This window comes from Flavobacterium caeni (genome assembly GCF_900101895.1).
Taxonomy (GTDB): domain Bacteria; phylum Bacteroidota; class Bacteroidia; order Flavobacteriales; family Flavobacteriaceae; genus Flavobacterium; species Flavobacterium caeni.
The window spans coordinates 328,919-345,876 of record NZ_FMVF01000003.1; the positions used below are offsets into that span (position 1 = coordinate 328,919).

13 protein-coding genes are annotated in these 16,958 nt (G+C 51.2%); 3 read left to right on the forward strand and 10 right to left on the reverse strand.

The features are described from left to right. Positions 1–9: 9 nt before the first annotated feature. The 9 genes from BLP55_RS03780 to BLP55_RS03820 all read right to left on the reverse strand — a co-directional run bounded on the left by BLP55_RS03780 (position 10) and on the right by BLP55_RS03820 (position 11,536). A complete protein-coding gene (locus BLP55_RS03780; RefSeq protein WP_244503408.1) occupies positions 10–972 on the reverse strand; it encodes a fumarylacetoacetate hydrolase family protein in 963 nt (320 codons plus the stop codon). 9 nt (positions 973–981) lie between these two features. Beyond that, the gene (locus BLP55_RS03785) at positions 982–2,094 is read right to left on the reverse strand and encodes a cupin domain-containing protein (RefSeq protein ID WP_091140991.1); all 1,113 of its coding nucleotides are present in this window, start codon (positions 2,092–2,094) and stop codon (positions 982–984) included. Between the two features lie 72 nt (positions 2,095–2,166). Beyond that, on the reverse strand, positions 2,167–3,147 hold the full coding sequence (locus BLP55_RS03790; protein ID WP_091140992.1) for a carbon-nitrogen hydrolase family protein: 981 nt from the start codon (positions 3,145–3,147) through the stop codon (positions 2,167–2,169). A gap of 102 nt (positions 3,148–3,249) precedes the next feature. Continuing rightward, positions 3,250–3,666, reverse strand: coding sequence for an acyl-CoA thioesterase (locus BLP55_RS03795; RefSeq protein ID WP_091140993.1), 417 nt, complete (start codon positions 3,664–3,666; stop codon positions 3,250–3,252). 11 nt (positions 3,667–3,677) lie between these two features. Further along, positions 3,678–5,261 carry an FMN-binding glutamate synthase family protein gene (locus BLP55_RS03800; RefSeq protein ID WP_091140994.1) on the reverse strand — a complete coding sequence of 528 codons (1,584 nt, stop codon included), beginning with the start codon at positions 5,259–5,261 and terminating at the stop codon, positions 3,678–3,680. Positions 5,262–5,277: 16 nt separating this feature from the next. Further along, positions 5,278–6,819, reverse strand: a complete 1,542-nt coding sequence (locus BLP55_RS03805; RefSeq protein WP_091140995.1) for a T9SS type A sorting domain-containing protein — start codon at positions 6,817–6,819, stop codon at positions 5,278–5,280. A gap of 16 nt (positions 6,820–6,835) precedes the next feature. Beyond that, positions 6,836–8,440, reverse strand: coding sequence for an AMP-binding protein (locus tag BLP55_RS03810; protein WP_091140996.1), 1,605 nt, complete (start codon positions 8,438–8,440; stop codon positions 6,836–6,838). An 11-nt stretch (positions 8,441–8,451) separates the two neighbouring features. Next, a complete protein-coding gene (locus BLP55_RS03815; protein WP_091140997.1) occupies positions 8,452–10,776 on the reverse strand; it encodes an oxidoreductase in 2,325 nt (774 codons plus the stop codon). Positions 10,777–10,924: 148 nt separating this feature from the next. Further along, on the reverse strand, positions 10,925–11,536 hold the full coding sequence (locus BLP55_RS03820) for a flavin reductase family protein (RefSeq protein WP_091140998.1): 612 nt from the start codon (positions 11,534–11,536) through the stop codon (positions 10,925–10,927). A gap of 383 nt (positions 11,537–11,919) precedes the next feature. Between BLP55_RS03820 and BLP55_RS03825 the strand changes: the two genes are divergently transcribed. Together BLP55_RS03825 and BLP55_RS03830 are read left to right on the forward strand one after the other, a co-directional pair. Then, complete coding sequence (locus BLP55_RS03825; protein WP_091140999.1) at positions 11,920–13,389, forward strand: MFS transporter; 1,470 nt, start codon at positions 11,920–11,922, stop codon at positions 13,387–13,389. Position 13,390: 1 nt separating this feature from the next. Further along, complete coding sequence (locus BLP55_RS03830; RefSeq protein WP_091141000.1) at positions 13,391–13,615, forward strand: DUF6814 family protein; 225 nt, start codon at positions 13,391–13,393, stop codon at positions 13,613–13,615. On the opposite strand, the gene BLP55_RS03835 is transcribed toward BLP55_RS03830, so the two are convergent. Further along, positions 13,616–14,872, reverse strand: coding sequence for a hypothetical protein (locus BLP55_RS03835; RefSeq protein WP_139149597.1), 1,257 nt, complete (start codon positions 14,870–14,872; stop codon positions 13,616–13,618). Positions 14,873–14,981: 109 nt separating this feature from the next. Between BLP55_RS03835 and acs the strand changes: the two genes are divergently transcribed. After that, positions 14,982–16,916: an acetate--CoA ligase gene (gene acs / locus BLP55_RS03840; RefSeq protein WP_262494174.1), complete on the forward strand. Its 1,935-nt coding sequence runs from the start codon at positions 14,982–14,984 to the stop codon at positions 16,914–16,916. Positions 16,917–16,958 lie beyond the last annotated feature (42 nt).

Sequence of the window (16,958 nt, forward strand, 5' to 3'; positions counted from 1 at the left end):
TCGGTGCGCTTAGAATTTGATTTCCTTGACGGTGTTGGTCAGCGTACCGATGCCTTGCACAGTGGCTTCTACCACGTCGCCGTCCCACATCCATTCCTGTGGGTTGCGGCCTGCACCAACGCCCGCCGGTGTTCCCGTGGCGATGATGTCGCCGGGCTCGAGCGTGAATACGGTGCTCAAATCTTCGATAAGGTCGTTGATGTTGAACAGCATGAATTTCGTATTCGAATTTTGTTTTTCGACCCCGTTGAGTTTGAGCGATAAGTTCAAATTGTGCGGATCGGCGATTTCGTCTTTGGTCACCAAAACAGGACCCATGGGCGCAAATGTGTCCTGGCCTTTCGAGACGATCCATTGCCCGGCACGGCGGCAGTCGCGCGCGCTGATGTCGTTGATGATGGTGTAGCCGAAGACGTAATCGAGCGCGTCTTCTTTCTTGACGTATTTTCCCTTTTTGCCGATGACGACCGCAAGTTCGACTTCCCAATCGAGTTGCTCGGTGAGGTTGCGGTTGTGCAAAATCTCGGTGTTGTTGGCCGTTACGGTCGTGGGCGGTTTGGAAAAGATGACGGGTTTTTGCGGCAATTCCTTGGACGTATCAAGCGTACGGGCGCTTTCGGCGACGTGTTCGGTATAATTGAGTCCGATGCCGATGATGTTTTTGCGCGGGCGCGGAATGGGTGCCAGCAGCGTCACTTCAGACATAGGTACCGAAACGGCAGCAATCGTATTTTCGTTGGCATGCGCAAGCGCCGATTGGATTCTTTTTACTTCATCGGTACCCGCGTCGATAAGATCCAGCATCGAGGCCGCAAAGGTTTCGTTCGATTTGAAACCGAGTTTTTCGATGTCGATGATGGTGTCGTTTTGAAGGATGCCGATTTTTTGTTCGTTTGATGTATTTTGGTAGGTGAGTAATTTCATGTCGAATGTCAAACGTCGAAAGTCAAACGAGAGGACCGCGACGCTCATGATTAATTATTAATTGTTAATTGTTTGAAAACCATTATTATCCGGATATTCCTTCTCCTGGTACAATCCCAATTTTTCGATCACCGGCAAATCGTTGAACGAAAACAGCACCGCGTCTTCGGTTTCGGATAAATTGACGTGTTCGTGGTACACCCAACTCGGCACGCAAAAAATATCGCGCTCCTTCCAGTCAAATCTTTTGCCGCCAATGACCGAATAACCCTTGCCCTTGGCGCATTGGTACACGAACGAACCCGTGTGTTTGTGCGCTTTCGTATGTTCGCCCGCGCGCAGGAGTTGGATGGTTGCGCCCATGGTTTGCATGACGTGGCCGCCCGTCAGCGGGTTGGAATACTGCATCAAAATCCCGTCGAAAGCCGAGCCATCGCTGACTTTGGCCGCGTCCAAAAGTGCCGGATAAACCGATTTCCAGGAATATTTGAACAGCGGTGAATACGGTTTGTCCCAAACATGGTCGGCGGGAATGACGCCAGACCCGCTGTAACTCAATGGCGAAAAATTGATCGGATGGGCGAGTGGCTGCTTGCCGTCAAATACCGCATAATCGTTGGCCTCTAAAGCGTTGACGAGTGGAATGTCGAGTCCATCCTGCCACACGCAGGTCTTGCCGCCTTCGGCCACACCGTGTTCGTGCCACGTCGAGTTGGGCGTGATGACAAAATCGTTGACTTCAAAAGTAATCTTGTTGCCATCGACCACCGTATAGCCGCCTTCGCCTTCCATGATGAACCGCAATGCCGAGGCTTTGTGGCGGTGCGCCGACGTACTTTCGCCGGGACGCGTGACCTGAATTCCCGTGTACAGCCAACCGACGGCCGCCGAAACATCTTTGCGTTTATCGTTAACCAAATACACCACACGGCGTCCGGCTTGTTCGGGCGTCACGAGATCAGAGGATTTGAGGACCAGCTCGCGCAAATCTTCGTATTTCCAGAGCATCGGCACCGATGATGTGCGCGGTTCCCACGGCTCGATGTCGTTGGCCACCGTCCAAAGCGCGCCGGCCCCTAGTGATTCGAGTTCTTTGTAATAGTCTTCGAGCTCGGGCGTATCCTTGACGCGGGCGCGGCCGATGACGTCGTCTGAGTGTTTTGCTTCCATAATGTTAAGTCGAAAGTCGTAAAGTCATAAAGTCGTAAAGTCAAAAGACTAAGGACTTTAGAACCGAACGCTTTACTTGTTTCTGAATTCTTCGTGGTTGTCTATAAAGGTAATCTTTTTTGTCGGGGCGACATTTACCCGCAGATCAAAAATATCAAAGCGATTGTAATGCCCCAAGATGTCGTGCATTTGCTTGGGTTGGATGCATTTGGCCAAATCGATTTCGGCATATACGATGCCTTCTTCGTCGATGAGCGGTTCACCAATGACCGCGCCGTTCGGACCGATGAATCCAGAGAATGCAGAGTTTTTTCGCGTCAGTAATTCTTCCGCATTCGGCACATCGGCTTTCATCGCGTCCATGATTTCTTGCGAAATGGTCGAACAAGAAACGATCGTAAAGAGTTTGCCTTCGAACGAATGTGCCGCCGCGCGGATCTTGATCGCCTCGGCCATGTTGTAATCGGGTGGGGCCACGGGCAGCGAAATGTAGTTCGCGATGTGGATCAGTTCGCCTTGGGAGAGCAACGTAAAACGCGCCAAGGTATTTGTATTTTCGCCGCAGGCCAGCGTGCCGATCGGGCCGATGTCGGTTTTGTAAACCTTGAGCGACGAACCATCGCCACTTGTCCACGTCAGTTTTTCGGCCCACGTCGGAACGAGTTTGCGGTGTTTGCCTATCAGGTTGCCTTTGTTGTCGATGATCAAATTCGTATTGTAAATCTCACCAAAACTGTCGCCGCGTTCGTTCATCCCGATGACCACCTGGATGTTGTAATCTGCTGCCGCCTTGCGGATGCGCGCCATCTCATCACCTTCGGCTGTTACGGAATTTCGGTAGAGTTTTTCATACCACGCGCTGCCTTGTACGGGCGTCATGATCCAATTCCAGTACGGATAGCCGGAGATGAACACCTCGGGAAAGGCGATGAGTTGCGCACCATTTTGGGCCGCTTCTTTGATGAACGCGATGGCTTTATCGATGGTCTTGTCGACGTCGAGAAAAACGGGAGCGGTTTGGACGGTGGCGGCTTTGAATTTTGGGAAATCCATACTAAAGTTATTTTAAATGTTGAATTTTAAATTTTAAATTCAAAATGCATCCGGTGGAGCGCTCTACGTTAGCCGAAGCATTCAAAATTTAAAATTTATAATTTAAAATTTTAAAAAGTATTGTTCGATTTTGGTTCGGGTGTCGTCGGTGAACGGTTCGGCCTTGATGCCGTCGCCCAGTTTGACGTTAACAAGCGTCACCTCGCCCTCGAGACAGGTTTTGTCATTTTCATCGGCAAACCGGAATCCGCAGGTCACCGATGCGCCGCCGAGGTTTATCACCCAAAGTTGTTTGGTTAATACATCGCCGATACGCGCGGCTTTCTTGAATTGCACCTTTAAATCGACGGTAGGAATGCCCACGTTCTGTTCGTGGATTTTCGCGAACGGACGGTCGAGCGCTTCGGCAAACCAATCCTCTACCAGGTCGTTGAGCATTTCCAGAAAACGAGGGTAAAATACGATGCCGGCATAGTCGACGTGCTTGAAGCGGATGGGTTCGGTTTTGGTAAAATTCATTTAGTTGGGTTTTAAAAACTTTCGGGCGTGGCTTTTTTCCAAGCATAAAACAACCGGTCGGGCACCGTTTCGGGTTGCAACAAACAACCCGTTTTGAGTTCTGGGAACAGCTCTGCAAAGGTGCGGATGTTGGTCTTGTCGATGCGCATGCTCACCAAATCGCGGTCTACCTTGTCGGGGTGGTCTATGCCCGCCGAGGCCATGAGTTCCATCGCGGCCTTGACCGTTTCATGCTGGTACCGTGCTACGCGGATGCTTTTTTCTTCGGGGACCAACCCTTTGACCAATCGGGGATCCTGTGTCGCGACGCCGGTAGGGCAGGTGTTGGCATGACATTCGAGCGCCTGGATGCAGCCCAAGGCAAACATCATCCCGCGTGCCGAATTGCACAAATCGGCGCCCATCGAGAGCGCACGGATGATGTCGAACCCGCTGATGACCTTGCCGCTGGCGATGATCTTGATTTCATCCTTAAGTCCAAATCCTACAAGACAATCATGCACAAACGCCAAAGCATCGCGCAAGGGCATGCCCACGTGGTCCGAATATTCGATCGGGGCCGCGCCGGTTCCGCCTTCGCCGCCATCGACGGTGATGAAATCGAAATAGGTCTTGGTTTGTACCATCGCCTTACAGATCGCGATGAATTCAGATTTGTTGCCGATGCAAATCTTCATCCCGACCGGTTTCCCGCCAGAGTGCTCGCGCAACACCTTGATGAAATCCATCAATTCCAAAGGCGTCTTGAACGCCGAATGTTTGGGCGGCGAAATGATGTCGTTGCCTTTTTGCACCAATCGGATGGCCGCAATCTCATCGGTTACTTTTTCTTTGGGCAAAATGCCGCCGTGCCCGGGTTTGGCGCCTTGCGAGAATTTGATTTCGATCATCTTGACGTTGTCGTAATGCGCGCGCTCGGTAAAATGCTCGGGCGAAAAATTGCCGTACTGGTCGCGGCAACTGAAATAGCCCGTGCCGATGTTCCACACCACATCGCCGCCCGGCTGTAAATGGTAGGGGGAAAGCCCGCCTTCGCCCGTGTTGTGGAAAAAGCCGCCTTGCTGGGCACCCGCGTTCAAAGCCAGAATGGCGTTGCGGCTCAGCGATCCGTAACTCATCGCGCTGATGTTGAACAGGCTCGCCATATACGGCTTTTTGCATTGCGACGACCCGATGCGTACCTTGGGATTCTGGTCTACGTCCTGGAACGGGATGGCCTTGATGCTGTGGTTGATCCACTGGTAGCCCTCGTCGTACACGTTGAGTTGCGTACCGAACGGATGCGAATCGGTTTCTTTTTTACTGCGTTGGTAAACAAGGCTGCGCTGCAATCGCGTAAACGGACGGCCCTCGGTGTCGGTTTCTATAAAATACTGCCTTGCGCCGGGCCCGAGCGATTCGAGCAGGTAACGCATACGGCCGAACAACGGAAAGTTACGACGGATCGTTCTTTTGGACTGGTACATGTCAAACACGCCCATCCCGATAAGCGGCAGGAAAATCACGAGCAGAAAAGCAAATTTGAGGTTCACATACATCAAAATGCCCGTGAGCGCAAGGAAGGTGATGCTGGTAACGATGAATACTTTTCTCATGATTGGTATCTGTATTTTACTGTTTTATGAACTGGCCGCGCAGCTTTTGCCCCAAGGCCGATGCTTCGACAAAATAGATCCCTGCGGGCAGATGCGCCACATCGATCCGCGCGGTCGCAAGTGTTTGGACGGTTTTCCCGGTGGCGTCGGTTACCGTCATGATCGCCTTTTCGAACCCATCCGGCAACAAAATGTTCAACACCGATTGGGACGGATTGGGGAAAATGGTCAGTTCTTTGGTTATAAATTGTTTGGTTGCAAGCGGTTCGGGTTCGAATTTCAAAACCCACAAATCCTGTTGGCCGTGGTTGCCCGAAACGTCGCCGTCGTTCGAAGAAGTCCCAGCGGCAGCCAGCAAACTTCCGCTGCTGTCAAAAAGACATGTACCCGCACCATCACTGTTTGTCCCGCCATACAAATCATACCATTGCATACCAAGATTGGCATCGAATTTCGCGACGAGCAGGTCTCTGTCGTCAATGCCATGGCTCCCTACAAAATCGCCTCCGTCATAATAAATGGACTCGCCCAGGAACACAAACCCGTTGTCGGGCGCGGCCGCGATCGAGATAAAAGAATCGTCCGACAAATTGCCAAAACTCTCGGAATGGACGACGTTTCCGTTGGTGTCTATTTTAAGCGCCCACGCATCTGTGGTCATGTGAATTGCCCCTTGGTTTTCGGTCAAATCGCCATCGAATGACGCCGTTTGCCCGGCAATCAGAAAACCGCCGTCGGCAAGCGAAACAATGCCGTAAAGATAGTCATCGAAAGATCCTCCATAAGTTTCGTTCCACGCAATGCTGCCGTCTGCATTGAATTTGGTGACCATACCGTCAGGATATGCAGTGGAAACGCCTAAATTTTCAGAATACGAAAATCCGCTTACGACAAAACTTCCGTCGGCCGCCGCGGCACAGTACAACGCCGTGTCTTCCGAATCGCCATCGACACGCGTGGCCCATTGGATGTTTCCGGCGCTGTCGGTTTTGATACCCCAGCGGTCTCCGTTCACGGTATCACTATCGGGCAAATCGCCATCGGTAGAGGTGGAATTGGCGCAAATGAAGTAGCCGCCATCGGTTGCCAATGCAATTCCCGAACCGTACTCTTCACCCGTCCCGCCGATGCATTTTTGCCATTGGACGTCGCCTGTCGCATCCAGTTTTACGAGCCAAACATCGGAACCTCCGTGGTGGCCCGAAACATCACCATCGTTCGAGTAGGTGTTGCCCACGAACACAAATCCGCCATCGGTCGTGGCCTGTATGGCATAGCCACGGTCTGGTTGCGATCCGCCGTATGTTTTATTCCAAACTGTATTTCCTTCGCCGTCGAGCTTAACCAACCAAGCCGAACCGTTGGGTTCGTTTCCTGCCAGATCACCATCGGTAGCGGTCGCAAACGAGAGTACGGCATAACCGCCATCGGCCGTGCGGCAACTCGAAAAACCGAATTCATTTTGGCTGCCGCCTAACGTTTTTTTCCATTCAACGGCGGGTTGGGAGAAAGCGCATGTGCCCAAAAGCAACATCGAACAAAGTAGTTTTTTTTTCATGGTTTGGTTTAAGGTTTCAATTCTTTAGTTTAAATCGTTGTATTTTCCCCGTTTCGGTTTTCGGCAACGCATCCACAAAATGAATCTCGCGCGGATACTTATAGGGCGCGGCTGCGCTTTTGAACCATTCTTGTATTTCTTTGGTTTTGGCGTCACTGGCCAAAGCTTTATTTTTCAAGACGATGTGCGCGCAAACCAACATGCCGCGTTCTTCGTTGGGCAAACCCACGACGGCGCACTCGGCAATGTCTTCATGCCCTAGCAACACGTTCTCGACCTCGATGGCCGAAATGTTATAGCCCGACGAAATGATCATGTCGTCGCCGCGCGCCACGAACCAGAAATACCCGTCTTCGTCCTTCTTGAACACGTCGCCGGTAATGTTCCAACCGTTTTCTACGTATTCTTTTTGTTTGTCGGGCGCATTTAAATACTTGCAACCGGTGACACCGCGCACCGCAAGCCTTCCGGGTTCATTGACAGGCAATTCGCTGCCGTCTGCGCCGATGATTTTGGCCTCGTAACCGTGTACCGGTAACCCGGTCGCGCCCTTGCGCATGTTGCCCTCGTGCGAGGAGATGAAGATATGCAAAATTTCGGTCGATCCGATACCATCGATGATCTTAAGCCCGGTGGCCGCGTGAAAATCTTCCCAAACCTTGAACGGCAAGGTTTCGCCTGCCGATACGCATTTGCGCAACGACGCAATATCGAAGTCCTTGACCAGTGTCGTGATGATGCGCCACGCCGTAGGGGCGGTGAAACAAATCGTGATTTTGTGCCGGTCGATGGCCTGCAACAACAATTCGGGCGTTGGCTTTTCGATCAAAAAAGTTGATGCGCCGTAGTAAAACGGAAACAAGACCAATCCGCCCAAACCAAACGTAAACCCAAGCGGCGGACTTCCGGTAAAAATGTCTTCTGGCGTGGGTTGCAGCGAATATTTCGGGAAGGCTTCGCAAATGAGCAAAATGTCGCGGTGAAAATGCGATGTCATCTTGGGTTTGCCCGTCGTTCCCGAGGTGAACCCGATGAGCGCAATCGAGTCGTGTAGTGTATGGTAGTTCTTGAAATCCTTGGGTTTGGATGCCATCAGTTGCTCCAACTCGCCCGGGTTTTCATTCGATCCGTCGAATGTACAGGTCTGTTTTAGAAACGTCGATTGTACGCCCGACATTTCGTCCATGAGCCTTACATCGCACAACGCATGCGATATTTCGGCGCTGTCGATCATCACCGTGAGTTCTTTTTCGCGCAGCAAAGGCATGGTCGCCACGACAATCCCGCCGGCTTTGAGCACCGCGAACCAACACGCCACGAACATGGGGTTGTTGGCCGATCGTATCAAGACACGGTTGCCCGATACCATTCCCAAATCGTCGACGAGTACATGCGCGATCTGGTTCGACTTGTCGTACAAATCCTGGTACGTCCAGATTTCTGTGAACGTGCTGATGGCCACGCGATTGCCGCGTCCTTGCTTGATGTGGTCGTCGAGCAATCGGTCTACGCAATTCAAACTTTCGGGAAACTGAAAGTCGGGATGGTCCAAAATGTAGTCGGGCTGCAATTCCTGCAAAGGCAGGTGTTCGTGCGCAAAATTGTCGGCGTAATGTTTCACGAATTTGTTGTCTATTTCTTGGTTTTAACGTCTGTTGCGGGTTTGTGGCTTTCGGGCTTCAGCGCTTTTCGCATGCCGTCTTTTTCCCTACGTTCGGCCTGCTTGAGCTGAAAAAGCGGTGCCGCGCCTTGCATGTATTGGTTGGGGATGTCGTCGGGCTGGAAGTTCTCGTACGCCTGCGCTTCCCTTACAAAATTAGGGTTGAGCAGCAGCGGTTTGCCTAGCGCCACCAAATCGGCGCGTCCGTTGAGCAATAGGGTATTGATCTGGTCGATGTCCTGGATAAAACCGGTGGTGATGGTTGGCACGTCGACGGTATTGCGTACCAAATCCGAAAACGGCGTTTGCCACATTCGACCAATGGTTGGTTTTTGGTGCGCTACGGTATTGCCCGTCGATACATTGATGATGTCGGCGCCTGCTTCCTTAAATGCTGTGGCGATGGCAACCACTTCTTCGGGCGTGATGCCGTTCTCGGCCCAATCGGCTGCCGAAATGCGTACCGACATCGGTTTGTCGGGGTTAAAAACCTCGCGCATCGACCGAAACACATCCAGTGGAAACTTCAAACGGTTTTCGATGCTGCCACCGAATTCGTCGGTGCGTATATTGGTAAGCGGGGACAGGAACGAAGCGAGCAAAAATCCGTGGTGCGCCTGCAATTCGATCATGTCGAAGCCCGCGGCATCGGCGTTGACGGCGGCATGTATGAACTCGGCCGTGATGCGGTGCAGGTCGGATTTGTCCATTTCCTTGGGCACGGGCATCCCTTCTCGGAAAGCGATGGCCGAAGCCGAGATCAAGTCCCAGCCTTTGCTTTCAAGCGGTATGTTGCTGCCCACAGATGGTACGTTCACCGAACCTTTGCGGCCCGAATGTCCGAGTTGTATCCCTATTTTGGTCTTGCTGTTTTTGTGGATGTAATCGACGATACGTTTCCACGCAACCACTTGTTCATCAGACCATATACCAGGACAACCTAAAGTGATACGTCCGGTTTTGGAAATGGCGGTCATCTCGGCGATGATGAGCCCCACGCCGCCGGTGGCACGTGCCCCGTAATGCACCAGATGCCAGTCGTTGATCAATCCGCCCTCGGCAGAATACTGGCCCATGGGTGACATCACAATCCGATTCTTGGTTTGCATACCGCGCAACTGGAAAGGCGTAAAAGCAGCCGGTGTGGCAAATTTGAAATTTCCGTTGGCCGAATTAAAGCCGGTCAACACTTTTTCTGTAAACGATGCATCGCGCAACATCAAGTTCTCGAAAGTCACTTTCTTGGCGCGGGTCATCACGCCGAAAGCGAATTGCATGAAATCGTGGCGCATGTGGCGTTCCATATGTTCAAACCAATCGAGCGACACATTGGCCGCATGTTGGATTTGTTCGACGCGGTTACGACGCAGCTTTTCGTAGTTTTCGAATGTTTTGGTTCTATCGGTTCCATATTGGACGACCGAATCGGCCAAACCGATCGCACATTCCATCGCCAGTTTCGTACCCGAACCGATCGAGTAGTGGGCCGTGGCCTTGGCGTCGCCGAGCAACACGATGTTGTCGTGGTGCCACTTTTGGTTGGTGATGGTAGGGAATTCGCGCCAGTGCGATTTGTTCGAAATCAGCGGATGTCCGTCGAGTTCCTCGGCAAAAATACCCGACAATTTCTCGATGGTGTCTTGCTCGTTGGTCGTCTCGAATCCGGCATTGGCCCACGTTTCGGGCGTACACTCGAAAATCCAAGTGCTCATGCCCGGTTGGTACTGGTAGGTGTGCGCGACAAAAGTACCATAAGGCGTCGAGCGGAACCAGTACGTAAAGGCATCAAGTGGGCGCGTCGACCCCAACCAAACAAACTTGTTTTGTTGCTGTACGATATTTGTCCCGAATTGGGTCTTGAATTTCTCGCGAATGACGCTGTTGATGCCATCTGCCGCGACGATATAATCGGAATCCTTGAATTTCGAAAGGTTGTCAACATTGGCCTCGAAATGCAGGTTAACGCCTTCTTCTATGCATCTTTGTTGCAACAACTGGAGCAACGCCTTGCGCGAGCAGCCGCAAAATCCGTTGCCCTTGATGCGTACGATTTCGCCGTCGCGCGCCACATCCAAATCGTCCCAATAAGCAAAACTGTTGCGTATCAGCTCGTATGATTTGGGATCGCGCGAAAGGAACTCGCTCAGCGTTTCGTCCGAAAAAACGACGCCAAACCCAAAACTGTCGTCGGGTTTGTTTCTTTCATAAACATTTATTTCTGCATCCGGAATAGCCTTTTTGACAAGAATTGAAAAATATAATCCACCAGGGCCACCTCCAACTACTGTTATTTTCATAGGTGATTATTTTTATACCTGACAGCCGCTGGCTGTCCTCCTTTTAATTTCAAATGTTCAAAAACATCGATTTGTGCCGTCGGCACTGCTTTTTTGACCAGGATCGAAAAATACAATCCGCCCGGGCCGCCGCCAATTACCGTAATCTTCATTGTAAAGGTCGTTTGATGGAGAAAATTTCCCCGAGTTTTGCATAGTTGGCACCCGCCAGTCTGGCAACGGGCCTGTAAGTTTCCATGTTGATCTTGAAATCGTCGAGCCAAACGCTTTCGTCAATATGAAACATGACGATTTTGCCGACGAGCAGCGTCGCACCGCCGTGTTGATGCCCGTCGAGCGTGTAATGGTGTACGAGCTCACACTCCAGATGGATCGGGCTTTCGGCCACGCGCGCGGGCTTTACTTTTACCGATGGAAGCGCAGTAAGACCGGCCAGTTCAAACTCGTCGACTTCTGGTGCCACAATGGCCGATGTCGCATTCATTTGCGCAACGTTGTGTTCGGTCGCCATGTTGACGACAAATTCACGTGTAGCCAGTACGTTGTTGAGCGTATCTTTGTTGGTGTCGTTGGTGCGCACGGTCGAAAATACGACATGCGGCGGGTCGTCGCCGACGGCGTTGAAAAACGAAAAAGGGGCGAGGTTGCGAATACCTTGGGGGCTGATGCTCGAAATCCATCCGATGGGCCGCGGAATCACGGCTCCCGTCAGTAATTTATAAATAGATTTTTGGTCGGTTTCCTGCGGATCGAATTGCATTGGGTTGGTTGTTTGCACAAATTAAGTGAAAATCTTGCGAAATACATCGTTTTCGGAAAAGAAAGCCGGTCATCTGAAAAATTGGTTTTATATCGGTTGGGAGAACCGTCGTAGGATTTTTTTTCTATTTTAGTTCATTGTTGGGATAGTGTGGGTGAAATCTATGGGAAGACAGTGAATTACAGGTTTTCTGTAATGTACTTCCTTTTGAAATGTATAGCTTCGCTCTAGGGAAGGGGGCTATGAAGGTTATCCCCAACGAAATTAAAAAATACCGCGCAAGCAGATTTTCTGTACATTTTGTTAAAGTTTAAACTGTATCGAGAAGTAGCGGATCAAGCATACCGTGACTATCGTTAAAACCAAACCAACATTAACCCCACATGAGCAAATCCACAAAAGGCATCTGGAAAGTCATTACGGCTTCGTCGATGGGCACCTTAATAGAATGGTACGATTTCTACATCTTTGGCAGCTTGGCTGTCGTCATTTCCACTAAATTTTTTCCCGCTGACAACCCAACGGCGGCATTCCTTTCGACGCTTGCGACCTTTGCGGCGGGCTTTGTCGTCCGGCCGTTCGGCGCGTTGTTCTTTGGACGTTTGGGCGATTTGATCGGCCGCAAATACACGTTTATGGTCACGCTGGTGCTCATGGGCGGCGCGACGTTTTTGATTGGTTGCATCCCGAGTTACGAAACCATCGGGTACCTGGCGCCATTTTTGGTGCTCGTGTTGCGATTGCTCCAAGGACTTGCGCTGGGTGGCGAATACGGCGGCGCTGCAACCTATGTGGCCGAACACGCGCCCAAAAACGAAAAAGGCTATTGGACTTCTTGGATACAAACGACGGCCACGGCCGGTTTGTTCGTTTCGCTGATGGTCATCCTGGCCACGCGCAGCGTTTTGTCGGAAGAAGCTTTTGACACCTGGGGTTGGCGTGTACCGTTCTGGGTTTCGATCCTGATGGTGTATGTGTCGTACTTGATCCGCCAAAAGATGGACGAATCGCCCGTATTCGCCAAGGCCAAATCCGAAGGAAAAACCAGCACCAATCCGCTTAAGGAAAGTTTTGGCAACAAATACAACCTCAAATTCGTATTGCTCGCGCTGTTTGGCGCGACGATGGGGCAGGGCGTGGTTTGGTATACGGGCCAGTTTTATGCGATGAGTTTCCTCAAGACCGTCATGAACATCGATTCGTCGCAGGTCGATGGGTTGCTTGGCATCGCATTGTTGCTCGGAACGCCGTTCTTTGTAGTGTTCGGCTGGCTCAGCGACCGCGTGGGACGAAAAAGTATCATGATGGTCGGGATGTTGCTCGCCATTTTACTGTATCGTCCGATTTACGAAAAAATGTACCAGACGACCAACGTAGCACACAAGACAGAAATGGCAGCCAACACGGCATCTGGCGACAAAATCGAAAAACAATACACCGACGGTACGCGACTCACCGAAACCACCTTTACGCACGAGGTACACGGGGTTTACAAAACCGAAACCAAAAAAGTGTTGCTGATCAACGCGCACGACAAATGGATGCTGATTTTCCTGGTTTGGATCCAGGTCATTTTCGTGACGATGGTCTACGGACCGATTGCGGCTTTCCTGGTCGAAATGTTCCCGGTCAAGATCCGGTACACGTCGATGTCGCTGCCGTACCACGTGGGCAACGGGATTTTTGGCGGATTGCTGCCAGCGATTTCGACCTATTTGGTGACCAACGCCCAGCAATCGGGCGATGCGCAATTTTACCTCGAAGGACTTTGGTACCCGATCATCATTGCATCGGTGAGCTTGGTCATCGGCATGATTTACCTCGACAAAAAAATCAACACCTTACACGACTGATATGGACACCCTCAAAAGACTACTCGGCATCGTTTGGATCGCGCTGGCGTTGGCCGCGGCTTATTTTTGCATCTTCGAATTCGGGCTGCCTAAATTCAAGACCGACAAGCAAGAAGATACGGTTTTCGGGATCATCATTCTATTTGTACTCACGCCGCTCATCGTTTTGGGACTGGGCGTGTTTGGGTTTTATGCGCTTAAGGGTGAATACGATGCCGAAAAATAACTATAAGCTGCAGTTCCCGCCGATAATTTGCGTTGCGTTCGGATTGAAAGCATTGCTGTAAATTTGGATTTCGGCAGCAACGCCATTTTGCTGCAACAGCGGCTGTAGTCCACAAAAGTTGACCAACGAAGCATTGCTGCTGACGATCAGGCTGCCATTGACTAGGTCTAGGTTACTCAGGCCATCCAAGTTGACCAATGCATCGCAGGAAGAAATCAGTAGTCGACCGTTGAGATTGCTCAAATGACCCAGAAAATCTACATTGGTAATCCAGTGGCTGTCCAACAATTTGAATTCCCCACCGACAGATTGCAGGTTGTTGAACCCATCCACGTTCGTAACGTTCCCAAAATCCAGGTAAGCGAATCCGCCTATGGTGGTCAGTTGTTCGAACGATTGCCAGTTCAATAAGCTATTTCCCGTGCTGACGCCAAAAGACAATTCGACCGTGGCCAGCGCGTTGAGGCAACGGAATGTTGTTGTCGTGTTAGGGATGCCGATGCTGACCGAATCGGCGTTGGTGATCAGGTTTAGGCAATCGATGCTGACCAAATTGGAATTCCATTGGATCACTATATTTTCGACGCCCGATTCGATGTTTTGAAGCCCATCCAATGTGGTTAGACCGTCATTCCCTTCAATCGTCAGTGCGCCATTGATGGCCGTGATGCCCGACAATCCGTCGATGCTTTGTAAAGATTCATTTTGCCATACGCGAAGCCAAAAACCTACTTGCGTGACTTGTGACAGCCCGTCGACGTTTAACAACGACTCATTTCTAGAAACATCCAACGCGCCACCAATCGAGGTCACGTGTGCAAGTCCATCGAGCTGTTGCAGCAACGGATTATCCATGATGTATACCGCCTGGGCAACCGTCGTCAATTGGGAAAGCGCATCGATGTTTTCCAATCGAAAATTGCCGATGATGGTCAGCGCGCCCTGGTCAATCGACTGCAAGTGCTCCAAGCCGTGTAGTGTCTGCAAGTGCGTGTTGTGGCGTATCGAAAGCCCATTGACGAAAGTCAGGGTGTGTAGTCCCGAAAGGTCCAAAGGCGCATTGGCGCTCGAAATGTCTAAGTCTCCTGTGATCCCGATGTATTCGTGCGCGGCAAATGCGTCAACTTCTTCTTGATTCGATAATCCTACGCTACCATAGTAAACGCTAGGATCGGTTGGAATAGGCTGGGGAACACTCGAATCGGAGGAACAGCCGAACAACAACAATAGGACTGCGACAGCAAGGTTTTTCATCATAAGTATCATTTGAATAGCACCAAAGATATCAAACTGACCACAAAAAATTAAACGAAGGCGAAAAATGAAAAAATAATGCTATTCCAATTCCACCAAATCCCTAAATTTGTTGGTTTACCAACCAAAAACCACCATGAGCTACTACAAAATCGAAAACCTCGAGCAATATTTCAAGCATTACAACAAATCGATCCGCGAACCGCGTAAATTTTGGGGCAAGATCGCCGAAGAAAATTTCACTTGGTACCAGCAATGGGACAAAGTGGTCGAGTTCAATATGGCCGAGGCCGACATTAAGTGGTTCATGGGCGCCAAGGTCAACATCGTCAAGAATTGCATCGACCGGCATTTGGCGCGTAGGGGCAACAAGACGGCGATTATTTTCGAGCCCAACGACCCCAAGGAACAAGCCCAGCACATCACCTATGCCGAGCTGCACCAGCGCGTCTGTAAGATGGCCAACGTGCTGCGCGACCAAGGCGTCGAAAAAGGCGACCGTGTGTGTATTTACCTTCCGATGATCCCTGAACTCGCGATTTCGGTGTTGGCGTGCGCGCGCATCGGGGCGATCCATTCGGTGGTTTTTGCAGGGTTTTCAGCATCGGCGGTGGCCACGCGCGTCAACGATTCCGACTGTAAAATGGTCGTCACGGCCGATGGCGGTTACCGCGGCAACAAAACCATCGATCTCAAAGGCATCATCGACGAGGCTTTGCAAAACTGCCCCTCGGTTAAAAAGGTGCTCGTAGCCAAACGAACCAACACAGCAGTCAACATGCAGGAAGGCCGTGACCAATGGCTCCAGCCGTTGCTCGACGAGGCGTCGGACAACAACGTGGCCGAAATCATGGACGCCGAAGATCCTTTGTTCATCCTGTACACTTCGGGCTCTACCGGAAAACCCAAGGGCATGTTGCACACCACGGCGGGCTACATGGTGTACATTGGTTATACGTTCAAGAACATTTTCAACCACGAAGAAAACGATGTGTTTTGGTGTACGGCCGATATCGGTTGGATCACGGGCCATTCCTATATCGTTTACGGCCCGTTGCTCAACGGCGCGACGACGGTTTTGTTCGAAGGCATTCCGTCGTATCCCGATTTCGGACGCTTTTGGGATGTAATCGACAAACATAAAGTTACGCAATTCTACACCGCACCAACGGCCATCCGTGCGTTGGCCAAGGAAAACACCTCTTGGGTAGACCACCACGATTTGTCGTCGTTAAGACTGATCGGATCGGTGGGCGAACCCATCAACGAAGAAGCATGGCACTGGTACAACGACCATGTCGGCAAAAAGAAATGCCCAATCGTCGATACCTGGTGGCAAACCGAAACGGGCGGCGTGATGATTTCGCCGATTCCGTTCGTGACACCTACAAAGCCTACCTATGCGACATTGCCGCTGCCGGGCATCCAACCGGTTTTGATGGACGAAACCCGCACCGAGATCGAGGGCAACCAAGTGGTGGGCAGTTTGTGCATCAAATTCCCGTGGCCGTCCATTGCGCGAACCATTTGGGGCGACCACCAACGTTACAAAGACACTTATTTTTCTACGTTTCCGGGCAAATATTTTACAGGCGACGGCGCGTTGCGTGACGAAGTCGGCTATTACCGCATCACCGGCAGGGTAGACGATGTGGTCATCGTATCGGGCCACAACCTTGGCACGGCGCCCATAGAAGATGCCATCAACGAGCATCCGGCGGTTGCCGAATCGGCCATTGTTGGGTTCCCGCACGACATCAAGGGCAATGCGTTGTACGGTTTCATCATCCTCAAGGAATATGGTGAATCGCGCGACCGCGACAACCTGCGCAACGAAATCAACCAGCACGTGTCGAGCCACATCGGGGCCATCGCCAAACTCGACAAAATCCAGTTCGTTTCGGGACTTCCGAAAACGCGCTCGGGCAAGATCATGCGCCGCATCCTGCGCAAGATAGCCGAAGGCGATTTCTCGAACTTTGGCGACACGAGCACGTTGCTCAATCCCGAAATCGTCGAGGAAATCAAGAACGAACGGGTAGGGTAGCGGCTCCCGTATCAAATTATGTAAACTTTTGCGTTTATTTAC

Bases quoted from the DNA above. Each gene is read 5' to 3' on its own strand.
- BLP55_RS03780 (WP_244503408.1), bottom strand. From the start codon at position 972: ATGAGCGTCGCGGTCCTCTCGTTTGACTTTCGACGTTTGACATTCGAC.
- BLP55_RS03785 (WP_091140991.1), bottom strand. From the start codon at position 2,094: ATGGAAGCAAAACACTCAGACGACGTCATCGGCCGCGCCCGCGTCAAG.
- BLP55_RS03790 (WP_091140992.1), bottom strand. From the start codon at position 3,147: ATGGATTTCCCAAAATTCAAAGCCGCCACCGTCCAAACCGCTCCCGTT.
- BLP55_RS03795 (WP_091140993.1), bottom strand. From the start codon at position 3,666: ATGAATTTTACCAAAACCGAACCCATCCGCTTCAAGCACGTCGACTAT.
- BLP55_RS03800 (WP_091140994.1), bottom strand. From the start codon at position 5,261: ATGAGAAAAGTATTCATCGTTACCAGCATCACCTTCCTTGCGCTCACG.
- BLP55_RS03805 (WP_091140995.1), bottom strand. From the start codon at position 6,819: ATGAAAAAAAAACTACTTTGTTCGATGTTGCTTTTGGGCACATGCGCT.
- BLP55_RS03815 (WP_091140997.1), bottom strand. From the start codon at position 10,776: ATGAAAATAACAGTAGTTGGAGGTGGCCCTGGTGGATTATATTTTTCA.
- BLP55_RS03820 (WP_091140998.1), bottom strand. From the start codon at position 11,536: ATGCAATTCGATCCGCAGGAAACCGACCAAAAATCTATTTATAAATTA.
- BLP55_RS03825 (WP_091140999.1), top strand. From the start codon at position 11,920: ATGAGCAAATCCACAAAAGGCATCTGGAAAGTCATTACGGCTTCGTCG.
- BLP55_RS03830 (WP_091141000.1), top strand. From the start codon at position 13,391: ATGGACACCCTCAAAAGACTACTCGGCATCGTTTGGATCGCGCTGGCG.
- BLP55_RS03835 (WP_139149597.1), bottom strand. From the start codon at position 14,872: ATGATGAAAAACCTTGCTGTCGCAGTCCTATTGTTGTTGTTCGGCTGT.